This is a genomic window from Streptomyces sp. NBC_00829 (genome assembly GCF_045161795.1).
In the GTDB taxonomy this organism is placed as follows: domain Bacteria; phylum Actinomycetota; class Actinomycetes; order Streptomycetales; family Streptomycetaceae; genus Streptomyces.
Window position 1 is genome coordinate 106,180 of record NZ_CP108868.1, and the last position, 25,956, is coordinate 132,135.

The window sequence follows — 25,956 nt, forward strand, 5'->3', positions numbered from 1 at the left end:
ACTGACAGTGTGACCCGGCACGGGTGCCGCTGTCAGGCTGCCTCGGGCTGCAACGTCTCCGTTCGCGAGGTAGTTCGTCGTGACGGCGGGTGAAGGGCCTGGGGCCGCACCGCACGGTGCCCCGGACCCCGCGGGTCCGGGGCACCGACGAAGGGTACGGGCCCTTCGGTGTGTGGGTGTCAGAGGGCGCCGACGAGTTCTTGGATCTGGTCGGCGAGGCGGGGGCCGGGGTGTGTGAAGCGGCCGAAGCCGACTCCTTCCACTTCGTCCACCTTCAGCCGGCTTACCGCCGCGCGCAGTGCGGCGCTGGGTCGGCGGGGGCGTTGTACGGAGTCTGTGGTCCGCCGGAAGGACGAGCCGATGCGGGCGTCGGTGAGGGTTGCGGCTTGGTAGGCCCAGTGGTCCGCGTCGCGCAGTTCACCGCGGCTGATGTGGAGCAGGCGGAGGCAGTAGGCGGCGGTGGCGTTGCCGGCGCCTGCGGAGCGGCAAGAGCGAGCCACGCAGCATCGGCCAGAACGTGATCCGTTCTGGCCCCGGCGACAGCGCGCGTTCATCCACACCCCGATGTGGTTCCTGGTCAGACAGTGCTCAAGCCGCAGGCGTAGTAACGCCGCCCCGCCGAACAGTTCGGCGGGGCGATGCGATCACAGTGGAATCGAATGGGCTCAGGCTCGCTCTCGCACCTCGGTGCCGTCGTACGTCCCACCGACGCAGGTGCCTAGCCCGGGCTCGATCTGCATAACCTGCCCGCCCCCGTCCAAGCACTGTCGCGGGAAGATCCAAGCTTCCGCGTTGGCGAATCCCGCGCTTCCGAGGGTGAGAGCAACAGTCCCGGCGCACAAGGCAACCGCTGTAAGGGCACGACGCATGGGGACATCCTCGGGTCGAATCGGTTGGGCAACCAGCCAATTGGATCCCCGTTCGGTGCCTTGCTTTCGGGCATTCCTCCGATTGTGGGCGCGTCACGCTCGCATCCGTCGGTTGCGAGGAACGACTACCCGGGGTGTGAAACAGGCGACCACTCACGGTCACCAAGAGCTCTCAACAGCTGAGGCAGCCGTCCACCAGAACGGACACTCGATGGACCCCCACGAGCAGTGTCAACATCTCACCTACAACACCCGGAACCACGTCACGGTCGACCTTGATGCGAACAACAGCAACAAGGAGATCAAGCGCATCGCGGTGGGCCTGAACGCCGGCCCCTCATCGGTGGGGGTCACGGGCGGACACGCAGGCGCCGAGGTTAGGTGGTCTTTTCGGTTTGGAGTGCCCTCCGCCCTGGACCGACAGAACCCCTCAGCAGTCACTGTTGATGACGTCGACATAGTGGGCCCGTCGGTTGGCGGGCCCACTGTCGGTGCGTCAGGGGCGTGTCTCCCACCACAGGATGAGCAGGGTCACCGCGCCGCTGCCGAGCTTGTACGCGACACCCTGCAGGAATTCCGCCCGAACGGTGTGACCATGCCTGCTGATCCATTTCCGCAGGTGGCAGGCGGCCTGCGTCCGCAGGCGGTTCAGCCGGGCCCGGTGCTTCGCCCGGCGTTGCGCGTTACTCTCCTCCATACGGGGTTCCTCTCGTTCTTTGGGCGTGCTGGAACACCGCGCAGGGAGCCCTCCCAGCTCAGTGGCCTAGGAAACCCGTTGGGGACGCAGGGCTCCTTCTGCGCGTTTGGGGGTCTGTCGACGGCTGCCGCAGACATACGGCAGCGGCTTGTGACGTCGTCATTGTGGAATTGCCGTTTTGCCCCGCCCGTCCTGGGCGACGCGACCGGTCATCGCGAGGCCGTGGTGTTTCAGCGGCGGGTGAAGGCGTGGAGCCGGTCGGCCAGGCGCCGGTCGGGGCGTCGGACGATGATGCATGGGCCCGTCGCGTCGGTGGCCAGGCGGTCGATCTCCATTTCGAGGCCTGCGGTGGGAGGGCTGGTGAGGCTGGAGCCGTTCTTGCGGACGTAGAGGGCGACGGCCTCCAGGAAGGAGAGGAAGGCTTCGTCGGGTGCCTCGGAGCCGAGGACGTCGTGGGTGACTTCGTGCAGCCAGTGCCGTGCCTCCCGCGTCTCACCGAGGGAGAGGTGGTGCAGGTGGAGGCAGTAGGCGGCGGCGCGATGGCCGGCCCCGGCTGCGAGCTGCCACCAGAACTGGGCGCTCTCCGGGTGGCCGGTCAGGGCGAGCAGGCAGGCGAAGACGAGGGCGCCGTCGACGTCCAGGTGGTCGTGGGTGTCGGCGCCGGGTTCCTGCGCGAGGCGGTCGACGTGGTCGGCGGCGTCGGGCCTGTTGAGGATCCAGCGGCACACCACGGACAGGCGCTGGCCGGCCTGGGCGGCGCGGATGGTGTCCGGGTGCGGTTTGACGGCGATGGTGGCCGCGTCGGCGGCGAGGCGGCGCAGGGCCGCGCCCACGTCGAAGCCGTCGCGCGGCGCAGTGGGGATGCGGGCGTCGGCCAGGAGCTCATCGATGGCGGTCACTGTCCTGCCCCTTTCTTGTTCCTGCCGGGTGTCGTGGGCAGGCCGAGCCTGATGCGGAGGCGTTCCTTGCCCCTGCGGCCGTGGTAGTCGACGGTGCGGGTGTCCAGGCCCATGTAGCGGGCGATCCGCTTGGTCGGGTAGCCGAGCAGGTGGCGCAGCACGGTCACGGTGAACTGCCGGGTGGGCAGCTCCAGGATCGCCTCGTACAGGCCGCCGGCACTGCTGTTGAGCTCCAGCTGGCTGCGGACCGCCTCGAGGTTCTTCGCTATCGGACCGTTGATGAGGAACGCCGGCGGGCGGCCGTCCTCGTCGAGGCGGCGGGTGACGCCGCGGTGCAGCACGGCGAGTGTCTGCTGTTCGAGGTCGCCCTGCTGCAGCAGTTCGTACCAGCCCCCGAGGATCTCCAGGAACACCTGGTGGACCACCTGTTCGGCGGTGCGGCGGCTGCCGAGGTGGATCTCCGCAAAGTCGTGGAAGAACTCCTCGTGCCCCAGGTAGAAGCCCTCGAAGTCGAGGGGCAGATCGGGAGGGGCCTGGACGGGCTGGCCGTGGCCGCCGTCCTGGGGCGATACGTCAGTGCTGACATCGCCGTTGCCCATGCATCCTCCAGGCGGTGCGAGGTCCGGCCTCGTCGTTGAGGACCGGCACGTGTCCTGGCGCAGGCCAACTGACCTGCGCGAGCTCCCAGTTGGTCGGGCTCTCAGACACCACCCTGTCGATTTCGGGGCCTTGAGACTCATGCGCCCCTCGAAAATTATTACTCAGAGATCACTCGCATACGCGGAATGTGAGTGCGATACATGTGCAGATGTTCGACTAATGGCGCGTGAGCAGGGATAACGGGATCACTCGGGGCAGTTCACCGTTCAAGAAGCGTCACGCTCGTGGTGCACATCACACTCGTCTCGCCGGCGTCGGCCGGCTGCGGCTGCGCACCGACCCCAACGCTGCGATCCAGCTCACCACCCCCAAACTCGGCTACAACAGCGGCGGCCCCGTCGTCGTCGAGTCGAAGAAGTCCATGAAGTCCCGCGGCATGAAGAGCCCCGACCGCGCCGAAGCCGTCCTCCTGGCCCTGTACGAACCGGACCCGATCATCCGCCGCGGCGGCGGCCTCCTCGTGTGACCTGGCCGCCGTTACCGACACGACCCCCTGACCTGCGGCGTCGAGGAAGAAGAACACCTATTGAGGACTGACGTTCCGGCCAGGGCGATTGCAAAGTCCTTTGATCGGGCGTCGGTGCAGGTCAGTTGAGGCCGAGGAGGGCCAGCGGCCGCTCGTAGGGGCGGAGGGCTGTGGTGCGGAGTCCGGCGGCGATGTTGGTGTGGCCGGCGTCGCGGAGTTGGTTGATGGCGAAGCTGCGGAGGGTGGCCATGTTCTCCGGGCTGTGCCCGGTGCGGATCTTGGAGGCGTCCTCGCGGAAGGCGGTGTCCCTGACGAAGTGGAGCCTGTTTTCGATCACCCAGTGTGCTCTCAAGATCGTTGCGATCCGTTCGGGGGATGCCTGACGGCTGGTCAGGTCAGTGATCACGTAGACGGTCTCGCGGCTCTGCTTGCCGGTCCTGGTGTCGGTGCGGTGGCGGACGACCCTGGCGACCTGGGCGGCGTGGGGGAAGTCGACGCCGAGGTAGGTGACGGTCAGGGCCTGCACGACCCGGGTCTCTTTGCGGCCGTGGCCGGTGGTGCGGTCGTAGAACTTCGCCGTCGCCTCCTGCCAGGGCAGGGTCCGCAGTTGCTCGTAGAGGTTCTTCTGGTTCCGCTTCACGGTGAAGGCGTAGTGCGCCTTCTTGACGTCGACGAGGAAGCGGGCGTGTTCGCGCTGGGTGTGCAGGGCATCGCCGGTCACGGTGACGCCTTGCAGGTCATAGGGGTCCAGGAGAGCGGCGAAGCACGTGATCTCGTTCGTCTTCTCGGGGACCCTGAGCTGGGTGACGGTCATCCCGGTGCCGGTCATCGCGGCGAGCAGGTGCGCGGCCGGGGTGGCGCCGAGGCGCGAGCCGCGGGCGCTCTTGCCGTCGATCGCGAGGGTGGCGGTGCCGGCCGGGTCGTGGCCGAGGAGGTCGGCCAGGCCGCCGGGGCAGGTGTCCTTGATGACCCGGCGGACCGTCGCGCCGCTGGGCGGGATACGCACGGCCAGGGCGGTCGCGGTGCGGGCACCGAGCCTGGCCAGGACGTCCTGCGGGGCCTCGGCCGCCCACTCGCTGATCGCCACGAAACTCCTCGCGCCGGTCACCACGGCGGAGCAGGCGATCAGCAGTACTGCCACGAAGGGGTGACGCTTCCCCCGCCGGCACCGCGGATCGGCCAGTGCCCGCAGCCGTGTCGCCAGCGGGCCGATCGCACGGTGCTGACGGGTGGGCGACTTGACCAGACAGACGGTGGCAGACTGACGGCACATCGAAGCTCCGTTGTGGGACGGCGACTTGGGAAGGTCACCTCCACAACGGAGCTTCGTTGCGTCCGGTCGCGCACCCGACCAGCATCGTCATACCGCCGTGACCTGCACATCCGAGAGATCACCACGACTTTGCAATCGCCCTGACGTTCCGGCTAACGAGCGACAGAACCCAAGCGATCCTAGAATTGATGTATGCAGATCGGAACGCCGACGCCGACGCCGACGCCTTTGCCTCAGGGAGACCAATGGTGGCTGCGCCCCCTGGCGCCCTGGGAAGATCCGGTTCTGGCGGCCAAAGTGCTCCTCAATGAGCAGAGAATGGGCCGTCTGCCGGCGGAAGTGACTGCCGGAGCAATTGCTCATCTGGCCACGGTTGAGGGTCTGTCTGCTGCTGAGTTGGTGAGCCAAGCATCGGATGCCTCGGTTTTCGACGTTCCTGAGGGAAGCGAATTCTTTGACCAGATCGTCGCCCCTACGGTCACGTTCGCCCTGGTGGGTGCAGCCGGGGGTTCAGTAGCTGTGGACGTCAAGGAAATCTCAGATGCGGCAGGGGCGAGGCAGGACCCCGGGATTCAGTTCAAGAACGCTACGCTTGAGGTAAAGCGCAATTTGATTCGTCAGACCGCATCGAGGCTCGGGCTAAGGGTCACTTCTGAAACCGGGGGGAAGCATGTCAAAGGGTCCTATCACTATCAAGGACGTGCGATTGACGTAGCAGGCACCCCGGATGCCATGGCAAGATTTTTCCGAGCATTCGAGCGCTTGGCCACCGGAAGTGGTGTAAGGGAGCTCTTCTACGATCCCCTTGGCGGTTATGACAACGGACAAAGGGTTGGTGCAATCGGAGGCCACCAGCATCACGTGCATATTGCGTTTGATCCTCCTCCGTGAAACTGAGTGACAACCGGCCCGTCGCTGGGACTGTCACTCCGGCGCGCCATGATGGGGGCGTGGACTACAACCTCGTCATCGCCGCCGCCCAGGCCGCTGGCCCCTGCCCGCTCGGAGAAGAGGCCTCCTGGGGCCGCCGCGTGCACACCCTCACCGTCAACCCGCACATGATCGCCAAGCAGGCCGCGCAGGACGTCGACCGCCTGGAGAGCGCCAAGACGTTCGTAGCCTTCCTGGAGAAGGTCGAGATCGAGGAGACCAGCCGCCGCCCTGCGGCCACCGTCCGGCGACGCCGAGCACATCCGCACCGAGCAGCAGGAGACCGACCGCGGCCGCCAGCTCATCGAGCGTGCGCAGACACTCGTGGGACGGTGGGTGCTGGTCTACCGGGATACACGAGGTGAAGTCCTCGAATCAGCAGCACAACGTGCGCATGCTCGCCCAACTCATGGACCTCGGCGACGGGGCGCTCTCCGTGAACGTAGCGAAAAAGGTCCTCCTCGACGACGCCGACGGCGTCGTGGCCCGCGCCCAGCGGGCATGGGAGAGCGCAGGCCTCCCGGTCACCGGCACCGTGACCGTGGAGCAGTTGGTCACGCAGTCTGCTCCCCGCGCCCGCGGGGATGGTCCCAGAGCGGCCCCGGCCACGCCGATGGCGACGTTCTGCTCCCCGCGCCCGCGGGGATGGTCCCCACTGCCACAGGAGGGAATGCGTCGTCTTCAGGCATGGGAGGGTCTGCCTTGCACTGGGCGTCGGTGGTGAGGTGATGGAAGATGGGGAGGTCGATGCCACCGCCGGAGATCACCACGCCGATGGTCCCTGAAGAGTGTGTGACCTGCTGTCGGCGTACACGTGAACGTGGCTCTGGCAAGATTTTCGTAGCCGGAGATCATCTCGGTCACACGGTCGGACGGTCCACAGGGCGGGCAGCCTGTGAGTGTGCTCTGTTGAACTGGCGAGTCTGATACCGCAGTTGTCTGATGTGCTGGTGATCTCGGTCGAGGTCTCCGATGCTGTGGTGGCGGTCCGCGCCCGCACGAGATCCGGTGAACCAGCAGGATGTACGGGATGCGGACAGCTCAGCGCGTGGTGCCATAGCCGCTATGTACGGTGCCTCTCCGACGTCACGCTCGCAGGCCGGCCTCTGCGCATCGACTTGTCCGTACGCCGCCTGTACTGCGAAAACATGGCCTGCCCGAAGGTGACCTTCGCCGAGCAAGTGCCGGGGCTTACCGTGCGCTACCAGCGGCGGACACCGCCGTTGCAGCGCTTGGTGGAGGACGTCGGCGTGGTGCTGGCCGGCCGGGGTGGTTCCCGGATGCTTCGGATCTTGAACATCAGGCTCTCGCGGTGCACCGTCCTGTCTCAGCTGATGCGGGTGCCGTTTCCGCCACTGGTCACGCCCCGGGTGCTGGGGGTGGACGACTTCGCGCTCTACGGCGGCACCTACGGAACTCTCCTGGTCGACGCCACCACGCGGCTCCCGCTCACACTCTGGGAAGGGCGCGACGCGGAACGGCTCGGCCGGTGGCTCCGTGAGCACCCAGGTGTTGAGGTCGCCTGCCGCGACGGTTCCCTCACCTACCGACAGGGCATCACCGCCGGCGCCCCGGATGCCGTGCAGGTCAGCGACCGCTTTCACCTTTGGCAGGGCCTTTCCCGCCGAGTTCAGGACATCGCCTCCGCACACCGCGGCTGCCTGCCCGCAGCACTGTCCCCAGTCAGCGGGACTGGTCCCGCACCGGTCGAGGAGCCCGTGGAGAACACCGCCGCAGACACGCGAGCCGGGCGCCACGCCCGAAGGCTGTTCGAGGCCGTGCACGCCCTGACCCGTTCTGGTCGGAGCCACAGCTCCGTGGCCCGGGAGCTCGGCCTGAACCGCCGCACTGTCAGCAAGTACGCCCGGGCCCACACCTGGCAGGAGGTGGTGCGTCGCCCGCCCCGCAAGCCCTCCACCCTGGATCCCTACCTCGGCTACCTGCAACAACGCTGGGATGAAGGACAGCACAGCGCGAAGATCCTGCATGAAGAACTGCAGACCAAGGGTTACCTCGGCCACTACCAGCGCGTGAAAATGGCCGTCGCACCCCTGCGACGAGGCCTGCCCCTGGACGAGCCCCGCGAGCGACCGCCCTCCCCACGCGAAGCCGCCCGCTGGATCACCACCCACCCGCACCGCCGCAGCCCACACATCAACGAGCACCTACCCCGGCTCCTCGACCACTGCGCTGAACTCAGGACCGCCCACGACCTTGTCCGCCGATTTGCCGCCATGCTCGACAACCGCGACGCGACATCCTTGCCAGAGTGGCTGGACGACCTCGCGAACACCGGGCTGGCTCCGCTGACCGGCCTTGCCGGATCCCTGCGCGAAGACCAACATGCCGTCGCCCAGGGGATCACCACCCCTTACAACTCCGGGGTCAACGAGGGTCGTATCACCGATGTCAAGCTGCAGAAACGCCTCATGGCCGGACGCTCTGGTGTCTCCCTTCTCCGCCACCGCGTCGTCCTGATCGCCCACCTCCGCCGACGCTATGCGGACCCGCCGACCGTGTCACCGAGATGATCTCCGGCTACGAAAATCTTGCCAGAGCCAGCTTAGGTCGTACGCCGACAGCAGGTGATCTCGTTCGTCTTCTCGCCGACGTCCAGCTGGGCCAGGACCAGGCCTGTGGTGTGGTCCAGAGCTGCGAGCAGGTGGATCTTGCGGCCGTTGACCCTGGCCGCTCCGCGAAGGCTTTTGCCGTCGACCGCCAGGCCGCGCGGCCGGCCCTGGGTTCGGTGGCGGCGGTCGGCGAGCCAGCGGCCGACCGCCAGGTCCAATGCGTCGCCGTCGATCCGGGCCAGCAGTCGTCGGACCGTCGTTTCCGCAGGCAGGGACCGTTTGGGGAACAGGGGGTCGAGTCGCACGCCGACGTGTTCCAGCACGTGGGGCGGAGCGTCGGTGATCCATTCGCCGACCGCCAGCAGCGACGTCGCCCCCGCCAGTACCGCGCAGGCGACCAGGTCAAGGACGCCGACCAGAGCGTGCCGCACTCCACGGGGATCACGCGGATCGGGCACCTGGGCGAGGCGGCCCAGCAGTCCGGGCACTTCTTCCGGCGCAAGTCCTGGATGCTCGCGGAGTTGGTCAAGGGCAGGCGGGATCGGTGATGATGCTTCGGCAGGCACGGTCTTCCAGGCAGGTCACGGGGCGTCGAGAACTCCATGATCTTGGAAGCCGTGCCTGTTTCACTCTCCCTGGCCGACCAACCTGACAGACAGTCATGAACCGGACGCCCGCCGACTACGCCGAAGCCCTGCCGGTAGGGGCCCTCTGAACTGCTATTTAGCTGTCGGGGTGGCGGGATTGAACCCACGACCTCTTCGTCCCGAATAACGTGCGGAAAGATCGCTGACCAGGATCGTTCGGTTCCTATGCAGGTCAGGGCCTTGGTGTGCGTTGGTCTTTGGGGGCGCCATGCGCCACGGTTTTCTTGATCCACTCCCCGTTCACTCCCCGGAGGGGCGGTCCGGTCCCAACCCAGGAAGGCGAAGCGGGCAGATTTACAGTCCTCCGTTGGTGATCAGCCAATATGGTGTCTGGCCTGCGGCGGAGCGGCGAGGAAGCGAGCCAGGGACGCTACTGAGGTTGAACTCGTGGAGTCGTAGGGGCTGACGGCTCGTGGGTCCTGCGGTATCGCCAAGAGCAAGCGGTATCCACAGGGAGGCGGGCTGACCGCCGAACGACAGCAGTTCCGCGAGGAGTTACGGCTCCAGGCGGCCGAGCGGTTCGCCCGGGGTGAGGCGAGCTCGCTGATTGCCAAGGAGCTGCGCGTCAGTCTCCGGTCGGTGCAGCGATGGCGGCAGGCGTGGGACGAGGGCGGTCCGGGAGCTCTACGATCGCAAGGGCCGGCGTCACTGCCGAGGCTGTGAGAAGCAGTTCGCTCAGCGCGCCCTACACACCCGACCTCAACCCCGTGGAAGGGATCTGGCCACGGGTGCGGCGCAGCTGGCTGTCCAACGTCGCCTTCAGCACGCCGGAGCACCTCATCCGACGCATCCGCCGAGGCATACGGCACATCCAGCACCACAGCGACCTGCCTCGCCGAGACCGGCTTGACCATCAACCCCTGACGGCAGACGACACCACCAGTTCAATCTCAGTAACTGGAGCACTTAGCCATAATCGGAAGGCCATGGAGATCACGATTATGCTCACCTCCACAGCATTCGCAAGGGACGTCACCCGGGGACAACCGAAACGCTCGGGCACACGCATGCTATTGGGCCGCAGCCGCCGTATCGGCGGCTGCGGTCCACGCGTCTGGTTAGCCTCCGCAGGGTTTACCGGCAGCGTTACACTGAAAGCCCGTTCGAAATCTCGGTCCGGACGGCTTCAGAACCGACAACCACGAAGTACCTGGTGTGATTCTTCTGTGAGTTGTCTACTACTTCCATTGAGCCGCGAGGTGCTGAGACGTGCCCAGGCACTCTGGAAGTGTATTCAATGATCATTGAATTCTTCCCACAGGACAGCGAAGCCCAAGGATCGGAATTGTTAGTTCCGGGCGCAGAAGTGCTGTTGTATGGCCCAGCAGGGAGGCGTGAACTGCCCTGAGACGCATCTTGCGGCCATTGCGTCTCCAAACTGATAGAAACGCTCCCTTTCGAATCGATGACCAGGAGCCCGCATCTACTTCCTTCGACATAGGCGATTATGCGATTCGAACCTATGCGCGTCTCACCGATGGGTCGCCGCTCTTTAACCGGGAGCTCGGCATCCTGTTCTGCCATCGGGTCGCCGCTCAGGGACAATTCGTCGAGCTTTTGCAGGGGCGTAGCCTGCGGCGAGGGCGGGGGAGACGCATCACTTCCGCCCTCGCCCGCCGTGCAGGCGACACACGCTACGGAGAGGGCCATGCCGACGGCCAGTGATCGGACAGTGCGATTCATCGGCAATCCCTCCACTCGGCCGCTCGGCCGAACTAGCTTATTCGGTCCACTGATTGAAGCACACACCGACCGGCTTCATTGCCCAGCCCGACTTCTTCATGTCCAAGATTTTCGCATTGAAGGTGTACAAGTCGTACAAGGGGTAGGCCTGAACGGTCCCAAACTTACCCTTGGGGACTTCGTATCGAGTTTGATTCTCGACGGTGTATGACTTCGTGACACTGAACCCAATCCCCGCAGACACGACCGAGGCGTCTATCTTTGCCTCGGACTTCCACTCCGTTGAGACCGACTTGCTGACAGTCATGACCAGAGTGGTTTTGCCACGCCCGCTGGTCTGCTGCAAAAGTCCCGTGCCGCACTTCTGTCCCTGGTACTTCTTGTCCGTTATCTTTACCCACTTGCCAGCAGCGCTACGCTGTTCACCCTTGGCGGTAGCTTCGTTGACGGGTGTGGTCTCGTCGATAGGTACGCTTCGCTTCACAACCATATCGGGACCAGGATTAACGAATCCCGCAGGATTGCTTGCGGCCGGAACATGATCTGCGTTGCCAGGGTTGACCGTCGGAGCCGCTGCGGCTGTCCCAATGGTCAGCGCACTGAATGCGATTGCACTGGCGAGTGTGCAGAATGCGCGATTCACAGAATTCCCCCAGGTGATACTTGCTCTGCTGTGGTCGTTACTGAACGTATCCCGCTCGGTTCTGACCAGTCAAACGGATATCTATGCAATTTGAGCTCGATTTGAGGTGCATCAATATTTCCGCCATTTCTTAAGCGTCTTCCGGCCAGGGCTTCGGCGTAGTCGCATGACGTCCGGTTCGTGACCATCCGAGGCCGAGGAGTGTGAGGGGTCGGCGAGGGTCGCGGGCGTTGCGGCGGAGGCCGGCTGCGATGTTCTTCACCCCTGCTGTGCGGAGGGCTCCGATGGCGAGGTTGCGCCAGGTGGCCATCGCTCGGGGCGCGTTGCCGGTCCGCAGCTGTGAGGCGTCCTCGGCGAAGGTGGTGTCGCGGACGTGGTGCAGGGTCTCGATCTTCCAGTGGTCGCGGACGAGTTCGGCGAGCTGGGCCGCGGTGGCCTGTTCGGCGGTCAGACTGGTGACGGCGTAGACCGTCTTGACGGTGGTCTTGCCGGTCTTGTGGTCGGTGCGCCGGCGCTTGATCTGGACGGCCTGGCGGGCTCCGGGGAAGAGGAGGCTGTTGACGGTGGCGGCCTTGATCCGGCGGATCTCCGAGCGGCCGTGGCCGGTGCCCCGGGTGCGGCCCTGAAGCGGGATGTCCTTCCAGGGAAGGGACTTGAGCTGCTTGCGCAGCTTCTTCTGGTTGCCCTTGACGATCACGATGTAGTGGGCGCCCCGGCCGAGGAGGTAGTCGGCGTGCTCGCGCTGGGTGTGCATCGCGTCGCTGGTGACCACGGCTGAAGCCAGGTCGGCGACGGTGTCCAGCAGCGGCTGGAAGCAGGTGATCTCGTTGGTCTTCTCGCCGACGTCCAGCTGGGCCAGGACCAGGCCGGTGGCGTGCTCCAGCGCGGCGAGCAGGTGGATCTTGCGGCCGTTCGCTCTGGCCGCGCCGCGCAGGCTCATTCCGTCCACGGCGAGGCCGCGCAGCCCGGCGGCCCCGGTCGTCTTCGGCCGGCGCTCTGCGAGCCAGCTGCCGACCGCTCGGTCCAGCGCGTCGCCGTCGACGCGGGCCAGCAGCCGTCGGACTGTCGTTTCCTCAGGCAGGAACCGCTTCGGGCACAGTGGATCGGGCCGTATGCCGAGGCGTTCCATGACCGGCGGCGGGGCATCTGCGATCCACTCACCGACCGCCAGCAGAGAGGTCGCTCCGGCCAGAACCGCGCACGCGGTCAGCGCGAGTACGACGACCAGTGCGTGCCGTACGCCGCGCGGATCTCGCGGGTCGGGCACTTGGGCCAGTCGCGCCAGCAGGTCCGGGATCTCCTCGGGTACGGCCTCGGGATGCTCGCGGAGTTGGTCAAAGGCAGGCGGGATCAGTGATGATGCGTCGGCAGGCACGGTCTTCCAGTCGGATCACGGGGCGTCGAGAACTCCATGATCTTGGAAGCCGTGCCTGTTTCACTCTCCCTGGCCGACCAACCTGACAGACAGTCATGAACCGGACGCCCGCCGACTACGCCGAAGCCCTGGCTGTATGGGTGACTCGTTGAGTGGTGTGGGAGTGCTGCTGGGGATGGTTACCCGTCTGATCTGACGGATGAACAGTAGGCGTTGATTGAGCCGTCGGATAGGCCGACCCGCAGACTCCTGCGGCGCTGTCCCACCACGGCGAAAGACGGATGTTGTCCGCATACAACTGTATCCGGACAACATCCGCCCGTGGAACTATTTGATGCGGCAAGGTGGGTGAGGCATGTTGGGCTCAGTAATTCTCGTGTGCCACCACTCGACGATGTTCACTTTCACCATCAGGGCGAACCAGGAGTGCGCATCAGATGACGCTTCGGGTTCAGCGGCCACCGCATCCTCTGCCTGAAAGTCCAGAGTAACGTTCCACTGTTCCTCACGTGCATCTTCAGGAGTGATATCCACCGTTGCGATGAGGCGCAGTCCGCTTGCCATGGGCGTGAGCCTCGCTTGAGAGATTCTGAATTCTGGATCTCCAGGATCTCCGAAAATCTCCGATAGGCTTCCACGGAGACCGTCAGGGATATCGCCTGCATCTTCCACGCTCACACCCTAGCAGTCCACATCAGAGCCCTCGGGGGCAATTGAGGGGATGTGCCCCTTCTGGTAGTAGGCGGCAATAATCCCTTGCGGCCTCACGCCAGTTCCACCGAGCGCACCGTCATTGAAGACGACCTTGTACGTCATCCGAGGGCACTGAGTCAGATTCTGGTAGTAGAAACCGAAGGTCTGTTTACCCCGCGCGACTGTGCTCGCGATCATGCTGGGGTTGTATCCGTGCTTCACCAAGTGTCGATATCCCCACGTATCCGTTCCACAGCGCAGAGGTACATTAACAAAACCTCGCGTGAAGTTCTTCACTATGTAAGTATACGATCTTCCCGCGCACGGGTCAGCAACGGTTTCGGCACTGGCTGGAGCCGCTGAGGCAATCGGGCCAAATGATGCGGCCACGGTCAGCATGGCACCAATTAGCGAGCCAGGTCTTGTGAGTTTCATCTACCGCTTTTCTCTTGTCAGGAACAAGCCGTTGGGCCTGCTTACTGCTCACCTGCGACTTTACGAACGTAAAGGGAGAATCGACCCCCGCGCCGAACCTCAGGGGGCGCGATCCAGCTCCTCGCACGCACGGGTTCCGCAGAACTGCTTCAATCTCATCAGATCAGGGTTCGCCATGGCTACCGAACCGTCTCGGCCGAGACCATGCTTCGGTAGCACAAGAAGCACGGGAGGAACGTGCAGGTCATCGCCGAACTTTCGGTCGCCTGCTGTGGGCCACGCCGGCACGGCCCGGGGCTGTCCACGATGTCCGTGCGGCCCGCGAGCACGGCATCGACGCCGCGCTCGCCGAGGCTGGCGCCAACTGCTGGGCGGACAAGGGCTATCAGGGTGCCGGAGACACGGTCCGTGTTCCCTACCGAGGCCGGTGGGAGACGCTCTCCGCAGGTCAGCAGGCAGTCAACCGGTCCCACGCGAGGATCCGTGCCCTCGTCGAGCAAGCCATCGCCACCCTCAAGTCCTGGCGACTCCTCCGCAAGCTTCGCTGCTCGACCACCCGGATCACGAGCCTCGTCCAGGCTGTCCTCAGCCTGCATCTGGCCAGCTCAGACTGAGGATGGAAAAGGCTCACTGTGCGATCTTCGCGTCTATCTCTTCTGTATAAGTCGTCCGCTGACGTCGCCGTCAGCGTTGTTGTCATGCGCCCCAGAGGCCCCGCCGGATTCAAAATTCCGGCGGGGCCTCTGGGTTCCTTCAAACCGACAGCTCCTGTCGCGCCTCGACATACGAATTATCCGGGGCAAGCTCGGACATCTTTTCGAAGAAGCTCAGTCCGGCCATTTTGAGAGCATCGAGGAGATCTGTCGATGAAGCATTCGCTTTCTTGACTTCCTTGCCGATCTTGGCGGTCATCAAGACACGAGACCCTGCGGCCTGGAAAACGAGCTTGATCGGCTGATCCGGGAAATATGTTTCTGCGTAACCCGACGAACGCAATCGGGCCACCATCTCCGCGATATAACACCAGAGCTGGTCAACATAGTCCCACTCTTCAATGCCGATGATTTCCAACCCGTCAACGGACAGTCGAATGGCACCCTCGATGTAATCGAGGTCGGGCGGCGGAGTATGACAGGCTTCCACCTGCACGAAACTACCGTCCACACCCTTCATGAACGTCTCAATCTCAACCACGCCAACAGGCCCCTCGGTTATGGAGTTTTCGGATAGAACTGGCCCACTCGACCTCTATTCATGCCGAGTACATATTCGACGCCATTGACCCGACCGTGAATCGGATACATGCCCCGACTGCCTCGCTTAAGCAGCTTATCGCGGTTCTGTCGAATGACTTGCCCGATCGCCCCTTGGACGTCATCGATACTCATGTTCGAATCGAAGAAGGACTGCATCTTCTTCACCGAGCCATCCCAGTATTTCGGGTGATGGCGAGTGAGGATGTGCTTCATTCCCCTCTTGTCGAGCAAGAAAATCTCATTCTCGAACTGGAATCGCTGGCTCCTCCAGTTCCGAAGCGCCGGAATACATCCATTGCTGTTGTGAACGAGGACCGGCGTGGTGCCTGCCAGAACATAGTAGGCGTGGAGGTCGTTGACGGTGAGGTTGTAGGCGGGGGCGAGTCCGGTCCAGTGGCGGACGCTGCTGATTTGTGCCGTGTCACCGTCGGGGGTGCGGAGGGTGTCCTGTGGGGTGAGGTCGGCCGCGTTTTTCCACTTCTTGTCGTTCTCGGTCCAGAAGGGGTGGTGGTCCGTTGAGGTGAGGGAGCCGCCGCCGTTGGTCTGGTCGAGGGTGATGTCGTTGAAATCACGGTCGTCGGGGGTGTAGATCGTTGCGTCGACGCGGCGCGGGCCGGTGGCCCCGGTTTCGGGGTTGGTGGCCAGAACCTGGTCGCCGGTCTTGATCTGTTCGATGGGGCGGGTGCTGCGGTCGCCCATCAGAACGCGGGTGCCGGCCGGGAAGCTGTGCGCGACCTGCTTGACGGCGCACTCGGCCGCTTCCTTGCCCAGCCGCGTTCCCTTGGCGATGTCTTCGACGCCGTCGGCGGCTTTCTTGAGGAGCTTGAGCTTGCCGACGGGGAGTACGCCGACGACGGCCATGGTGCAGCCGCCCCAGGTGGGTTCCTTGATGCACCGTTCGATGTCGGCGCCGCCGGAGATTTCCCAGCCGGCCTTGCCGAGGAGCTTGGCGAGTTCGGGGTCCGGCTTGGCAAAGACGATCTCGTACTCGTCCTGCGCCATCATGCACGGCGGCACGGTATCCCGGTTGTAGGGGACGATGCAGCGCTTCTTCTTGTTCTTTGCCCCCCCCGCCTGCTGCTTCCGCGCTTCTTCGGCCTGGCGCTTGGCTTCGGCGATCTCTGCCTCGCGCTTGCGTTTGACATCGGTCCAGGCCTGGCTCGCGGCTGCTTCGGCCTCGTCCTTGCTCTTGCCAGCGTCGATGGCGGAGGCACGTGCCCACGCAGCGTCGTAGTCCGCCTCCAAGGCGGACTGTCGGGCGTAGTTGGCGGAGAACTCGGCCTGTGCGGCGGAGGTTTCGGCGGCGTCGGCGTCGCGGTCGGCATTGGCCGCGGCGTTGCGTGCGGTGGCCGCGGACTGGCTTGCCTGGTTGGAGCTGGCTTCGGCGGCGTCGGCGGATTTCTTGGCGTTAGCTGCGTAGCCCTTGGCTGCTTCGGCGGATTTCTTGGCCTCGGCGGCGGCGGTGGCTGCTTCGGCGGATGCCTGGTTGGCTTTGGCTGCTGCTTCGGCGGCGCGCCAGCGGTTGGCCTGGGCCTTGGCGACGATGAGCTCGCCTTCGGCCAGGAGCCGTTCGACCTGGGCGCGGTGGTGGTCGGTGAGTCCGTCCTTGCGGGCGGCCATGTGCTGGCCGACGGTGACGAACTCGTGCAGCTTCTGAGGGGTGCCGGCCAGGGCCGCCTTGGCGGCGGCCTTGACCTCGTCACCGCCGTCGTTGACGAGCTTGGAGGCGATGACTTCTTCGTCGGTGACACGGGCGCCGTACTGGCCGACTTCGAGGAAGGCGGCAAGGGCCTTTCCGGTGCCGTTGGCCAGGGCTGCCTTGGAGGCGGCCTTGACGCTGATCCCGCCAGCGTTGTTGACCTTGGAGACGGCGACAGCGAGGTCAGTTTCGCCAGCAACGTACTGGCCGGTGGTGTAGAAGGCGGCGATCTGCTCCGGGGTGCCCTTGAGTGCCTCGGTGGCCCCCTGGCGGATCGAGGGGTGGGGGCTGCTCACGCTGAGCTGGAGGACCTTGTCACGACTCTCCTCCAAGGCCGCCTTCTTCCAGCCGCTGCGCAGGTACTCCAGCACGTCGGCGTCCGAACCACCCAGCGCATCGGTGGCGGCCTGCTGCTGCCAGGGGCCGCGGAGCTTGAGGGCGTCCAGGGCGAGCTTGCGGCCCTTGGCCGCGGTGGCCGCGATATCCACGTCCGCCTTGGCCGCCTCGACGGCCAGGGCCTCGGCAGTGGCGTCGAGGGCGCGGGCATCGCGGGCGACGGTCGCGGAGGCGGAGATCAGACGGTCGCTCTGGTCCTTCTCTGTACGGGCCTGCTCCAGAGCGGCCTCGCCGCGGGAGGTGAGATCCTCGCTCTCCACATCGAGGGCGACCTGGTGGACCTTCTTGGCGGTATTGAGCGCGGCGGTCGCGGTGTCGGCGGCGTCCTTCGCGGCGGCGGCCCACTTGCGGGCATCCGCGGCGGCGTTCGCGCTCTCACCGGCGTGCTTCGCCGCGAGGTCGGCGGCGTCGGCGGCCTTCTCAGCGTGAGCGGCGGCGGAGTTCGCGGCGTCACGGGCGTCGGACGCCTCCTGCGCCGAACGGTGCGCCAGGGCGGTGGCCTTGTCAGCGGCCCTGTTGGCGGCGCCCGCGTGGCGGCGGGCCTCAGCGGCGGCGTTGCGGGCCTCGGCGGAGTGGACACCGGCTGCCTCGGCGTGCCGGTTGGCCTCGTCGGCCGAGTCGGCGGCGGCGTTCGCGTTCGCTCCTGCGCTGCGGGAGGCGGCCGCGGCGTCACCGGCGGCCTGCGAGGCCTTGCGGGCCTGCTCCGCGGCCTGGGCGGAAGTACGCGTGAGCAACGCCGCGTTGCGGGCGGTGATCGCTGCCTGCTTGGCGGCCCCGGCCTTGCCCGCGTCCTTGGATGCGGCGATCGCCGCGTTGTAGGCGTCATTGGCCGCATTCGCCGCCGCGGCAGCGGCGTTCGCGGTCTGCGCCGCAGCGAGCGCGGCAGTGCGGGCGGCCCGGTTGGCCGCGTTCGCCGCGCCGATAGCCTCCCGGGCCGCGGCAGCCGCGGCCCGCGCGGACGCGGCGGCCTGCTGCGCCTTGTAGGCGGCACGGTTGGCGTCCTTGCGGGCCGCCTCCGTCTCCCGGGCGGCCTTCGCTGCGGCTTCCTTGGCCAGGATCGAGGCGGCAACCGCGCGGGCGGAGGCAGCTTCGGACTTCTTGGTGGCCGCCTCGGCCTGCACGCCTGCCTGCTTGGCCTGCTCGGTCAGCTGCGCGATCGTGGCGTGTTCCTGGTCGCGGTTGCGGGCGACGAACTGCCCGACCTCCAGGAACTCGGTGATGTCGTCCGCGGTGCCCTTCAGCGCGGCCTTTCCGGCGGCCTTCATGTTCGGGCCGCCGAAGTTGATCAGCTTGGAGACCTCGACCTCGTTGTCGGTCTCCTGCGCCTCGTACTGGCCGCTCTCCAGGAACTTCGCGACGGCCTCGGGGCCAGCCTTCAGCGCGGCCTTGCCCGCGTCCTTGACCCCATTGCCGCCGAAGTTGATGACCCTGGAGGCCTCGACCTCACGGTCCTCCTCCAACGGCTTCTGCCACCCGCTGCGCAGGTAGTCACGCAGCTCGTCCGGGGTGCCCTTCAGCGCCTTCTTCGTCGCCTCCCGCACAGCCACGCCACCGGTGTTGAAGATCCGGCTCGCGTCGACGTAGTCGTCGTCATACTCGATCGTGGGCGCCTCCTCGAGGAACTTCCGGACGTCCTCGTCGGAACCCACAAGCGCCCGCTCGGCCGCCTCCCGGATCCCCGCACCGCCGTCCACCCAGTAGTCAACGACCAGGTCCCGGTCGAAGGCGGATATCGCGGGATCGGGCTTGTCCCCGGCCGCGGCGGGCGACCCGCCCGAAAAGCCTGCGATCAGGGCCACGGAAAGCAGCGAGCCGCAGGCACCCCGCAGCCCCAAGGCAATCCGGGACTTCCGACGGCCGGTCCGGGAGCGTGCTGTCCCTATGGTCTGGGGCTGTGGTGTCCCCGTGAAGAGTGTTCGCCGTTTCATCCGGCAGGGTTCCCCTTGTTCGTGGTCCGACTTCACGTGTGCACACCACAAACTGAGGCGCCCGGTGGTCATGCCGGGCGCACCCGTGGTGCGGAAGTCGTTGGCTGAAAAATGCCTGGTGGCGAGGGTGCGTCACCGCCGCCGAGGGAACTCAAGTCCCTTGGTACACAGGTCCCTTGGCGGGGTCATATGCACGCATGACACCTTACATGTGATCTACTCTCGGACAACTTGTGTGCTGACCTACACACTTGATCTGTCAAACCCCCAGGGGGAACCGTGGCGATATCCCGTGCCCGCACAGCACTGTTCACCGGCCTCATCGGCGCGATCACGGCTGTCGCCGGGATCACAACTTTCGGCGTCGCAAACGCCCTCCCGCAGGCCGCAGAACCGGCCGCCGCCTCCGGCATGCGCTCAGCGGTGGAGGACTTCTCCTACCCCGGCGCCAGTCAGATCCAGAAGGACCAGCAGATCCTCCTCAAGCGCGGCGACGGCCACATCACCCTGGTGCCCTGCGAGGGCACCACCGACATCAAGGTCAAGTCCCGCACCGGCCAGACATTCTTTTGCTTCGACGTCAGCGCCAAGCAGGGCTACGTCACCCTCGAGCTGCCCGACGCCTTCGGCATCTGGACCGAGGCCTACCCGGTGAAGGCGACCCTCACCGCCGACGGCAAGAAGACGGTCGTCGACGCTCCAGCCCACGACTACAAGCCCATCGGCGAAGCCGGGGACACCGGAGAGCGCTCGGTGCTCGTCGAGCTTCGCGTCGGTTGATCCAAAGGCTGAAGATTCCGGCCCGCCGGCAGCCCCCTGCTGCCGTCTGTACCTCGATATACAAGGAACAATTCGTGTCTGTAACACGTCCTCGCGCTCACGCCGTTGCGGGCGCCCTGGCGGCTGCTGTCGTCGCCGGTGCCATCGGCCCGGTCCCGGTGCACGCGGCCACCGGCCCTGCCACTGACGGCGGTTACTCGTTCGCCGCGAAGCTCGAGATCGGCGACGGAGAAGACAAGCGTGCCTGCACCGGTGTGCTCGTCGATCCCCAGTGGGTCCTGGCCGCATCCTCATGCTTCACCGGCGGCACCGGCGAGCCGGCGCCCGGCAAGCCACAGTGGAAGACGGTCGCCACCATCGGGCGAGCGGACCTGACCACCACGGGCGGACATGTCAGTGAGATCGTCGAACTGGTGCCCCGCAAAGGCCGCGATCTGGTCATGGCACGCCTCGCCCAACCTGCCAAGGACATCACGCCGGTGACCACAGCCGCGTCCCCCGTCGCGGCAGGGGACACCCTGACCACCGCAGGCTACGGCCGCACCAAGACCGCATGGGTACCCGACAAGCTGCACACCGCAGCGTTCACCGTCAACGCGGTCGACGCAACCAGCCTGCACCTCGCCGGCAAGACCACGAGCGACGCAATATGCAAGGGCGACACCGGCGCCCCGCTGCTGCGTGAGAGCAACGGCAAGCAGGAACTGGTCGCCATCGCAAGCCAGTCCATGCAGGGCGGCTGCCTCGGCGAGACCGAAACCCGCAACGACGCCCTGTCCATCCGCACCGACGATGTCAAAGCGTGGATCGAGCAGCTCCGGCTGGTACCACTGGTTTCGCAGGTCACCGATGCCATCACCACAGCCGACTTCAACGGCGACGGCCGCCTCGACATCGCCGCCGTCCTCAACGACGGCTCCCTCAAGGCGTTCTACGGGCGCACCGACGGCACCCTCCAGTACGGCCGCGACCTCTGGCGCGACAAGGGATGGGCCGGCATCAAGAAGATCATCGGCGGCGACTTCAACGGCGACGGCAAGGCCGACATCGCCGCCATCTCCGGTTCAGGCGCCCTGCTGCTCTACCCGGGCACGAGTCACGAAGGCAAGCTCGGCGACAGCAGGCCCATGTGGAAGGACAACACGTGGAACAGCAGCCGGCCGCTCACCCGATACAAGGCCGATGACTCCGGGCGTGACGGCATCGCCCTGCAGGCAGACGACGGCGCCCTCTACGGCTACCCGAGCAACCCCGAGGGAGTACTCACCGGCGAGCGCCGCAGCCTGTGGCCCGACAAGACCTGGACCAAGCGCCTCATCGCCGCAGGCGACCTCAACGGTGACACCTACGACGACGTCATCGCCGTGGCCGCCGACGGAAAGCTGCACCTCTACCCCGGCAACGCGCAGCACACGCTCGGCGGCGCCGTCCTGCTCTGGCACGACGCCAGCTGGTCCAACATCAAGACGGTCCTCGCCGGTGACATCAACGGTGACCGCAAGGGCGACCTCCTCGGCCGCGTCAGCTCAGGCGGCCTGTACTGGTACGCCGGCAACGGCGCAACAACCATCGCACCCGGCCAACTGATGTGGCCCACCACCACAACCGCAAGCTGACACCCCCTACACGGCGACGGGCCGCCACCCACCGCCGCCCCGTCGCCCAACAACCCGTTCGGCCGCCCACGGGCCCGACCGTGTCTGACAGATCGTGTAAGTAGCTGTTGTCGTACCGATCTTGGGGTTTGTCGATCGAACGGGAGTCCCGCTTGGGTGGTCGCGGGGTGCTCGGCGCATACGAGCAGGGCCTCCTGAACAGCTCGTTGGTGTCGAATCACCGAGCAACATCAGGAGGCCCTGGTGCCGCAGTGTTCCGTGTCGATGGCCGGTCAGTCCAGTTCAGTCACGCTGGAGTGTGACTGCCTGGCTCACCGGTTCGGAAACGCCGCTGACAACGGGTCCCGGCAGCCGCGTTATCCGACGGACATGACGGACGCGGAGTGGGCGGCGGTCCGGCCGTTGGTGCCGGTGCCCGGCTGGATGCGCGGTCGGGGTGGCCAGCCGGAGGCGTACTGCCACCGGGCGATACTCGATGCGAGACCGGAACCACGGCGACCGTGCCGTCCGGCTGCACTCCGACCGAACCCCGGTGAATGCCTTCCTCGTCATAGATGTCGAGGGCGCCGCCCTCGATCGAGGTATGGCCCGCCTGCGTCGAGCGCTCCAGTGCTTTCAGGCGCCGGTCAAGGTCAGCGAACACCTCCGCTAGTCGTCGGGCGTCGCGATGACCGTTAGAACTCAAGCACCGCCTCGGGGGCGTTCCCCCGGGGAACACCCCCGAGCTCTCCTCAGGAACACCTGCGACACGGCACACGATCGCGCGAAGGCCGCCCGCACAACCGGCGAACAACCAAGGCCCGCCCCAAGTCGAACCCTGTTCGAGAGCCTCGGACAGGGGGTCAACCCGACACGGTCGCTCTGCGTGACTCCCGAAGATGGAGAGCAAGCTCAGCCAGCGGACGCATGCCGATCAGCCCGTGAGCGGGCCTCCGACGGAGTCGGCGGCCACGGCCTGGGCATCCTTGGGGGGCACCGGCGCGGCCACGGGCTTGCCATGGTCGGTCAGGTTCACCGTCGCCGTGAACTTCACTTCGCCGAAGTGGCAGCCAAGACGGATACGGACGATCTGTCCGCCCTTGCTGACCCATACGTCGGCGAACGCCGGGAGCCTGGCGCCCAGCTGCTCCAGCGGGGTCTCCAGCTTCGCGCGCCGGTCCTGGGCCATCCGCAGCAGCAGGGCCTTGCGGTCCAGCTTGCCGCGGTAGTGCACGGCCGAGGTGCCGTTCACCTTCTCCTGGCCGACCTCGGTCACGTCGTGCGCCATGGCCACCTGGCGCAGGACGTGTTCCGGGTCGTTGAGGGGCGCGCGCATCAGGGAGTGGACCTCGGCCTTGTCCCGGGGAGTGGAGCGCCAGCCGGTATCGCCGTTCCTCTCACCCGGCATCCGGAAGTAGATGGTGCCGTCGCTGAAGACTTCATCCAGAGGCACCGCGCGCTCGGCGGGGCCGCCGGTCTGCCCGAGCGAGGCCGTCAGGCGACCCTTGTCGGCCTTCATGTCGAAGATGCCCTTCACCGCGATGGTGAAGTCCTTGCCCTCATTGGTCAGCCTGATCTCTTCGTCGATCCGGGCCGTGCTCTTCTCCGCGGCGCCGACCGCGGCCCGTACCGCGGAGCCCGGATCGGTGGACGACACCTGTCCCTTGCCTTCCGCCGCTTTGCCGGAGGAGCAGGCGGAGCCGAACACGGCTATGGCACTGATGCTGATGAGAATGGCTGAACGCCGCATTGTCTTCCCAGTGGGTCATGGTAGGGCAAGGCGGGATTCCCCCTTGCTGCAGAACGAGCATTCTATTGCGGTTGCCGGTTGAGGCCCGACAGTGGCTGATCGGGGGGACCGCGCTTGGGAGGTGGAACCGATGCAGCCGAGGGGCGGACGGCACGAAGCCGCACGCGGCGAAGAACTCCTGACGGTCCGTGAGGCGCTATTCATGCTCGCGGAGGACATCGGACTGTCCTAAGCTTCGCGTCCGGGTACAGCTCCAGGTACTCGCGGCGGAACTGGCCGAGCATGTGGTTCGGGACGACGATGGCAGGCTTCTTCGCCATGCCGGTGCGGCGCAGCTCCTGGGTACCGGCGACCATCGTGGCTGTCTTGCCAGCGCCGACTACGTGCGCCAGGAGCACGGACGGCTCGTGCACGATCCGGCGGATTGCGGCGTTCTGGTGCGGCCGCATAGTCCACTCGTTGATCGCGCCAGGCAGCGCAAGCGGGGAGTCATCGAACTCCCGCATGACCAGGTTGTTGAACCGGTCGTTGTAGAAGCGGGCCAGACGCTTGGAGCGCTCCGGGTCCTCCCACACCCACTCGGAGAACCGGTCGGCCATCTCCTTGGCCTTGGCCTGCGCGGCACTGGTGGCCTCGTCGTCCCGGACAGAGTGCTCGCTGCCGTCAGGCGCCCGGACGGTCCTGGTGACCATGATGGTGCGCTGCTCCAGCAGGGACTTGGCGATGTCGGGAGCGGGCTTCGCGGCCGTGCCCCAGTCGGAGGTCGCGGCGATGCCGGTTGTTGGTCCCCTGACCTCCCACACTGAGCCGCCGCCGTGCTCCGCACGGACGGTCTGCGTGCCGAGGATGGGGTCCCAGTAGTTCTCGCCGAAAAAACAACGCTAAGGGCCTGCGGAGAAACAAGTCGTTGCTTCCCTGATTGCTCGTCGTTGCTGTGGTATGGGGATGTTGGGCGGGGTTGAGGCAGATCTGGCGGCGAAGTTCCAGGTGTTGTTCCCGCATCTGGACGAGCGTCAGCGTCGGTTGGCCATGGGGGCGGAGGCTCGGGTGCTGGGGCATGGAGGGATCCGGGCAGTGGCCCGTGCGGCCGGGGTACGCGAGGGAACCGTGTCCCGCGGAGTGGCGGAACTGGAGTCCGGGGTGGCCCCGTTGGGTCGGGTCCGCCGGGAGGGCGGAGGCCGCAAGCGCGCGGCGGACCTCGACCCTGGACTGCGGCCTGCCCTGCTGGCGCTCGTCGAGCCGGACATGCGGGGTGATCCGATGTCGCCGCTGCGCTGGACGACGAAGTCGACCCGTCACCCTGGCCGGCGTGCTCACGGGGCAGGGCCACCGCATCTCGGCGGAGACCGTGGCCGACCTGCTGCGTGAGGAAGGCTTCAGTCTGCAGGGCAACGCCAAGACCGTCGAGGGCAGGCAGCACCCGGACCGTGACGGCCAGTTCCGCTATATCAACGAGCGGGCCAAGCAGTACCAGGCCGCCGGGGACCCAGTGGTCAGTGTCGACACGAAAAAGAAGGAAGTGGTCGGCAACTACAAGAACGCCGGTGCCGAGTGGCACCGTGAGGGCGAGCCGGTCCAGGTGCGCACGCACGACTTTCCCGACCCGAAGCTGGGCAAGGCCATCCCGTACGGGATCTACGACCTGGCCCGCAACACCGGCTGGGTCAGTGTCGGACCACGACACCGCAGCCTTCGCCGTGGAGTCCATCCGCCGCTGGTGGAACGGCCAAGGACGCGACGTCTACCCCCGCTCCCGGCGCCTGCTGATCACCGCGGACGCGGGCGGCTCCAACGGCTACCGCACCCGCGCCTGGAAGGCCGAACTGGCCGTCCTGGCCCTGGAGACCGGCCTGGAAGTGACGGTGTGTCACTTTCCTCCGGGAACTTCTAAATGGAACCGGATCGAGCACCGGCTGTTCTCCTATATCACCATGAACTGGCGCGGCAGGCCCCTGACGAGCCACGAAGTCATCGTGAACAGCATCGCCGCGACGACCACCCGCACTGGGCTGACGGTGCACGCCGAACTCGACACAGACGCCTACGAGACCGGAGTCCGGATCGGCGACCGGCAGATGGACGCCCTGCCCCTGCACCGCCACGAGTGGCACGGCGACTGGAACTACACGCTGGTGCGCCACGAGGCGCCACTTGATACCGGGTAGGGGTGAAAGACCCCTACCGCCGGCCTGTCGCAGCAGGCTGGTGAAGCTGAGGGCAGCCGATGCGTGGAGATGCACGCGGAGGTGAGAGCAGCCCTGACAACGACGGGACGCGTCGGCACTTCCAGACGACGCGGGTCCGGCAAGCAAGACGAGACGCCGTACGAGAGGAACCAGTGTCTGACGCCCCGTAAGAGTTCCACCGGCTCCAATCTGGAGGATATGGGCCGCTGCGCCACGAGGCGCTCTGTCATATTCCCGACGTAGTCGGGAGAAACTTGGAAGGTCGTTTCTAGGTCCGATGCCTAACCTGGATCCGAAAGGAAAAGGGAACAACAGCATGGCAGAAAATCAACGGTCGCGTTCAGGCGTATGGAGCGGCGCGTTGAGGGACCTGCGCGATACGGTGAAAGCTGAATTGCCTGAAGCTCAATCTCCAGAAGACGCAAGATCCCGTCCGCCGGAAAAACGTCTGAAACCGGCGCCGCACCCTGTCTTAGCCTCGATTCGTCAGCGGCTGTGATTGCCTGACCGGGTTATCGGTTCGCCC

The 25,956-nt window shown here is 66.0% G+C and carries 23 protein-coding genes and 3 pseudogenes; 13 read left to right on the top strand and 13 right to left on the bottom strand.

The window, feature by feature from the left end; translation table 11 throughout:
- Window positions 1-179 precede the first annotated feature (179 nt).
- The 4 genes from OG293_RS40105 to OG293_RS40120 form a co-directional block, all read right to left on the bottom strand.
- Window positions 180-500 carry a hypothetical protein gene (locus OG293_RS40105; RefSeq protein WP_331752094.1) on the bottom strand — a complete coding sequence of 107 codons (321 nt, stop codon included), beginning with the start codon at window positions 498-500 and terminating at the stop codon, window positions 180-182.
- Between the two features lie 865 nt (window positions 501-1,365).
- Window positions 1,366-1,566, bottom strand: a complete 201-nt coding sequence (locus tag OG293_RS40110; protein ID WP_331752095.1) for a hypothetical protein — start codon at window positions 1,564-1,566, stop codon at window positions 1,366-1,368.
- Window positions 1,567-1,796: 230 nt separating this feature from the next.
- Window positions 1,797-2,465, bottom strand: coding sequence for a hypothetical protein (locus OG293_RS40115; RefSeq protein ID WP_331752096.1), 669 nt, complete (start codon window positions 2,463-2,465; stop codon window positions 1,797-1,799).
- On the bottom strand, window positions 2,462-3,064 hold the full coding sequence (locus OG293_RS40120) for a sigma-70 family RNA polymerase sigma factor (RefSeq protein ID WP_331752097.1): 603 nt from the start codon (window positions 3,062-3,064) through the stop codon (window positions 2,462-2,464). Before OG293_RS40120 ends, OG293_RS40115 begins: the two co-directional genes overlap by 4 nt.
- A 227-nt stretch (window positions 3,065-3,291) precedes the next feature.
- Here OG293_RS40120 and OG293_RS40125 point away from each other — a divergent pair, with 227 nt between their 5' ends.
- Complete coding sequence (locus OG293_RS40125) at window positions 3,292-3,591, top strand: hypothetical protein (RefSeq protein WP_331752098.1); 300 nt, start codon at window positions 3,292-3,294, stop codon at window positions 3,589-3,591.
- A gap of 121 nt (window positions 3,592-3,712) precedes the next feature.
- Here the strand turns inward: OG293_RS40125 and OG293_RS40130 are convergent, their stop codons facing one another.
- Complete coding sequence (locus OG293_RS40130; RefSeq protein ID WP_331752099.1) at window positions 3,713-4,864, bottom strand: ISAs1 family transposase; 1,152 nt, start codon at window positions 4,862-4,864, stop codon at window positions 3,713-3,715.
- A gap of 192 nt (window positions 4,865-5,056) precedes the next feature.
- On the opposite strand from OG293_RS40130, the gene OG293_RS40135 reads away from it, so the two are divergent.
- The 4 genes from OG293_RS40135 (at window position 5,057) to OG293_RS40150 (ending at window position 8,325) form a co-directional block, all read left to right on the top strand.
- Window positions 5,057-5,755 carry a hypothetical protein gene (locus OG293_RS40135; protein WP_331752100.1) on the top strand — a complete coding sequence of 233 codons (699 nt, stop codon included), beginning with the start codon at window positions 5,057-5,059 and terminating at the stop codon, window positions 5,753-5,755.
- A gap of 59 nt (window positions 5,756-5,814) precedes the next feature.
- Window positions 5,815-6,159: a hypothetical protein gene (locus OG293_RS40140; protein WP_331752101.1), complete on the top strand. Its 345-nt coding sequence runs from the start codon at window positions 5,815-5,817 to the stop codon at window positions 6,157-6,159.
- A complete protein-coding gene (locus OG293_RS40145) occupies window positions 6,156-6,518 on the top strand; it encodes a hypothetical protein (RefSeq protein WP_406003893.1) in 363 nt (120 codons plus the stop codon). Before OG293_RS40140 ends, OG293_RS40145 begins: the two co-directional genes overlap by 4 nt.
- A 226-nt stretch (window positions 6,519-6,744) precedes the next feature.
- Window positions 6,745-8,325, top strand: a complete 1,581-nt coding sequence (locus OG293_RS40150) for an ISL3 family transposase (protein WP_406003936.1) — start codon at window positions 6,745-6,747, stop codon at window positions 8,323-8,325.
- Window positions 8,326-8,357: 32 nt separating this feature from the next.
- Here OG293_RS40150 and OG293_RS40155 read toward each other — a convergent pair whose 3' ends face one another.
- Window positions 8,358-8,795 carry a transposase family protein gene (locus tag OG293_RS40155; RefSeq protein WP_331752104.1) on the bottom strand — a complete coding sequence of 146 codons (438 nt, stop codon included), beginning with the start codon at window positions 8,793-8,795 and terminating at the stop codon, window positions 8,358-8,360.
- Between OG293_RS40155 and OG293_RS40160 the strand changes: the two genes are divergently transcribed.
- The 3 genes and pseudogenes from OG293_RS40160 to OG293_RS40170 form a co-directional block, all read left to right on the top strand.
- Window positions 8,787-8,912, top strand: coding sequence for a hypothetical protein (locus tag OG293_RS40160; protein WP_331752105.1), 126 nt, complete (start codon window positions 8,787-8,789; stop codon window positions 8,910-8,912). The genes OG293_RS40155 and OG293_RS40160 overlap by 9 nt on opposite strands.
- A 561-nt stretch (window positions 8,913-9,473) precedes the next feature.
- On the top strand, window positions 9,474-9,674 hold the full coding sequence (locus OG293_RS40165; protein WP_331752541.1) for a helix-turn-helix domain-containing protein: 201 nt from the start codon (window positions 9,474-9,476) through the stop codon (window positions 9,672-9,674).
- A gap of 20 nt (window positions 9,675-9,694) precedes the next feature.
- A pseudogene (locus tag OG293_RS40170) lies at window positions 9,695-9,875 on the top strand (IS630 family transposase); the annotation flags it as partial.
- A gap of 856 nt (window positions 9,876-10,731) precedes the next feature.
- Here OG293_RS40170 and OG293_RS40175 read toward each other — a convergent pair.
- The 3 genes from OG293_RS40175 to OG293_RS40185 all read right to left on the bottom strand — a co-directional run bounded on the left by OG293_RS40175 (window position 10,732) and on the right by OG293_RS40185 (window position 13,276).
- Window positions 10,732-11,337, bottom strand: a complete 606-nt coding sequence (locus tag OG293_RS40175; protein WP_406003894.1) for a hypothetical protein — start codon at window positions 11,335-11,337, stop codon at window positions 10,732-10,734.
- A 130-nt stretch (window positions 11,338-11,467) separates the two neighbouring features.
- Window positions 11,468-12,712, bottom strand: a complete 1,245-nt coding sequence (locus tag OG293_RS40180; RefSeq protein WP_331752107.1) for an ISAs1 family transposase — start codon at window positions 12,710-12,712, stop codon at window positions 11,468-11,470.
- A 327-nt stretch (window positions 12,713-13,039) separates the two neighbouring features.
- Complete coding sequence (locus OG293_RS40185) at window positions 13,040-13,276, bottom strand: hypothetical protein (protein ID WP_331752108.1); 237 nt, start codon at window positions 13,274-13,276, stop codon at window positions 13,040-13,042.
- 780 nt (window positions 13,277-14,056) lie between these two features.
- Between OG293_RS40185 and OG293_RS40190 the strand changes: the two are divergent.
- Window positions 14,057-14,454 (top strand): annotated as a pseudogene (locus OG293_RS40190) (transposase family protein); the annotation flags it as partial.
- A gap of 139 nt (window positions 14,455-14,593) precedes the next feature.
- Here OG293_RS40190 and OG293_RS40195 read toward each other — a convergent pair.
- Window positions 14,594-15,034, bottom strand: a complete 441-nt coding sequence (locus tag OG293_RS40195) for a hypothetical protein (RefSeq protein ID WP_331752110.1) — start codon at window positions 15,032-15,034, stop codon at window positions 14,594-14,596.
- Between the two features lie 17 nt (window positions 15,035-15,051).
- Entirely contained in the window at window positions 15,052-18,990 is a 3,939-nt protein-coding gene (locus OG293_RS40200) for a polymorphic toxin-type HINT domain-containing protein (RefSeq protein ID WP_331752111.1), read from the bottom strand.
- 408 nt (window positions 18,991-19,398) lie between these two features.
- Here OG293_RS40200 and OG293_RS40205 point away from each other — a divergent pair, with 408 nt between their 5' ends.
- The gene (locus tag OG293_RS40205) at window positions 19,399-19,899 is read left to right on the top strand and encodes a hypothetical protein (protein WP_331752112.1); all 501 of its coding nucleotides are present in this window, start codon (window positions 19,399-19,401) and stop codon (window positions 19,897-19,899) included.
- 74 nt (window positions 19,900-19,973) lie between these two features.
- Window positions 19,974-21,515: a trypsin-like serine protease gene (locus tag OG293_RS40210; RefSeq protein WP_331752113.1), complete on the top strand. Its 1,542-nt coding sequence runs from the start codon at window positions 19,974-19,976 to the stop codon at window positions 21,513-21,515.
- A gap of 913 nt (window positions 21,516-22,428) precedes the next feature.
- On the opposite strand, the gene OG293_RS40215 is transcribed toward OG293_RS40210, so the two are convergent.
- Together OG293_RS40215 and OG293_RS40220 are read right to left on the bottom strand one after the other, a co-directional pair.
- Window positions 22,429-23,244, bottom strand: a complete 816-nt coding sequence (locus tag OG293_RS40215; RefSeq protein ID WP_331752114.1) for a hypothetical protein — start codon at window positions 23,242-23,244, stop codon at window positions 22,429-22,431.
- Window positions 23,245-23,444: 200 nt separating this feature from the next.
- Window positions 23,445-24,047 (bottom strand): DEAD/DEAH box helicase family protein, encoded by a 603-nt coding sequence (locus OG293_RS40220; protein WP_331752115.1) that lies wholly within the window; start codon window positions 24,045-24,047, stop codon window positions 23,445-23,447.
- A gap of 142 nt (window positions 24,048-24,189) precedes the next feature.
- On the opposite strand from OG293_RS40220, the pseudogene OG293_RS40225 reads away from it, so the two are divergent.
- Window positions 24,190-25,376, top strand: a pseudogene (locus tag OG293_RS40225) (ISAzo13 family transposase); the annotation flags it as partial.
- Window positions 25,377-25,746: 370 nt separating this feature from the next.
- Window positions 25,747-25,929, top strand: a complete 183-nt coding sequence (locus OG293_RS40230; protein WP_406003895.1) for a hypothetical protein — start codon at window positions 25,747-25,749, stop codon at window positions 25,927-25,929.
- Window positions 25,930-25,956: the final 27 nt, after the last annotated feature.

Bases quoted from the DNA above. Each gene is read 5' to 3' on its own strand.
- OG293_RS40135 (WP_331752100.1), top strand. From the start codon at position 5,057: ATGCAGATCGGAACGCCGACGCCGACGCCGACGCCTTTGCCTCAGGGA.
- OG293_RS40185 (WP_331752108.1), bottom strand. From the start codon at position 13,276: ATGGCAAGCGGACTGCGCCTCATCGCAACGGTGGATATCACTCCTGAA.
- OG293_RS40110 (WP_331752095.1), bottom strand. From the start codon at position 1,566: ATGGAGGAGAGTAACGCGCAACGCCGGGCGAAGCACCGGGCCCGGCTG.
- OG293_RS40120 (WP_331752097.1), bottom strand. From the start codon at position 3,064: ATGGGCAACGGCGATGTCAGCACTGACGTATCGCCCCAGGACGGCGGC.
- OG293_RS40215 (WP_331752114.1), bottom strand. From the start codon at position 23,244: ATGCGGCGTTCAGCCATTCTCATCAGCATCAGTGCCATAGCCGTGTTC.
- OG293_RS40230 (WP_406003895.1), top strand. From the start codon at position 25,747: ATGGCAGAAAATCAACGGTCGCGTTCAGGCGTATGGAGCGGCGCGTTG.
- OG293_RS40130 (WP_331752099.1), bottom strand. From the start codon at position 4,864: ATGTGCCGTCAGTCTGCCACCGTCTGTCTGGTCAAGTCGCCCACCCGT.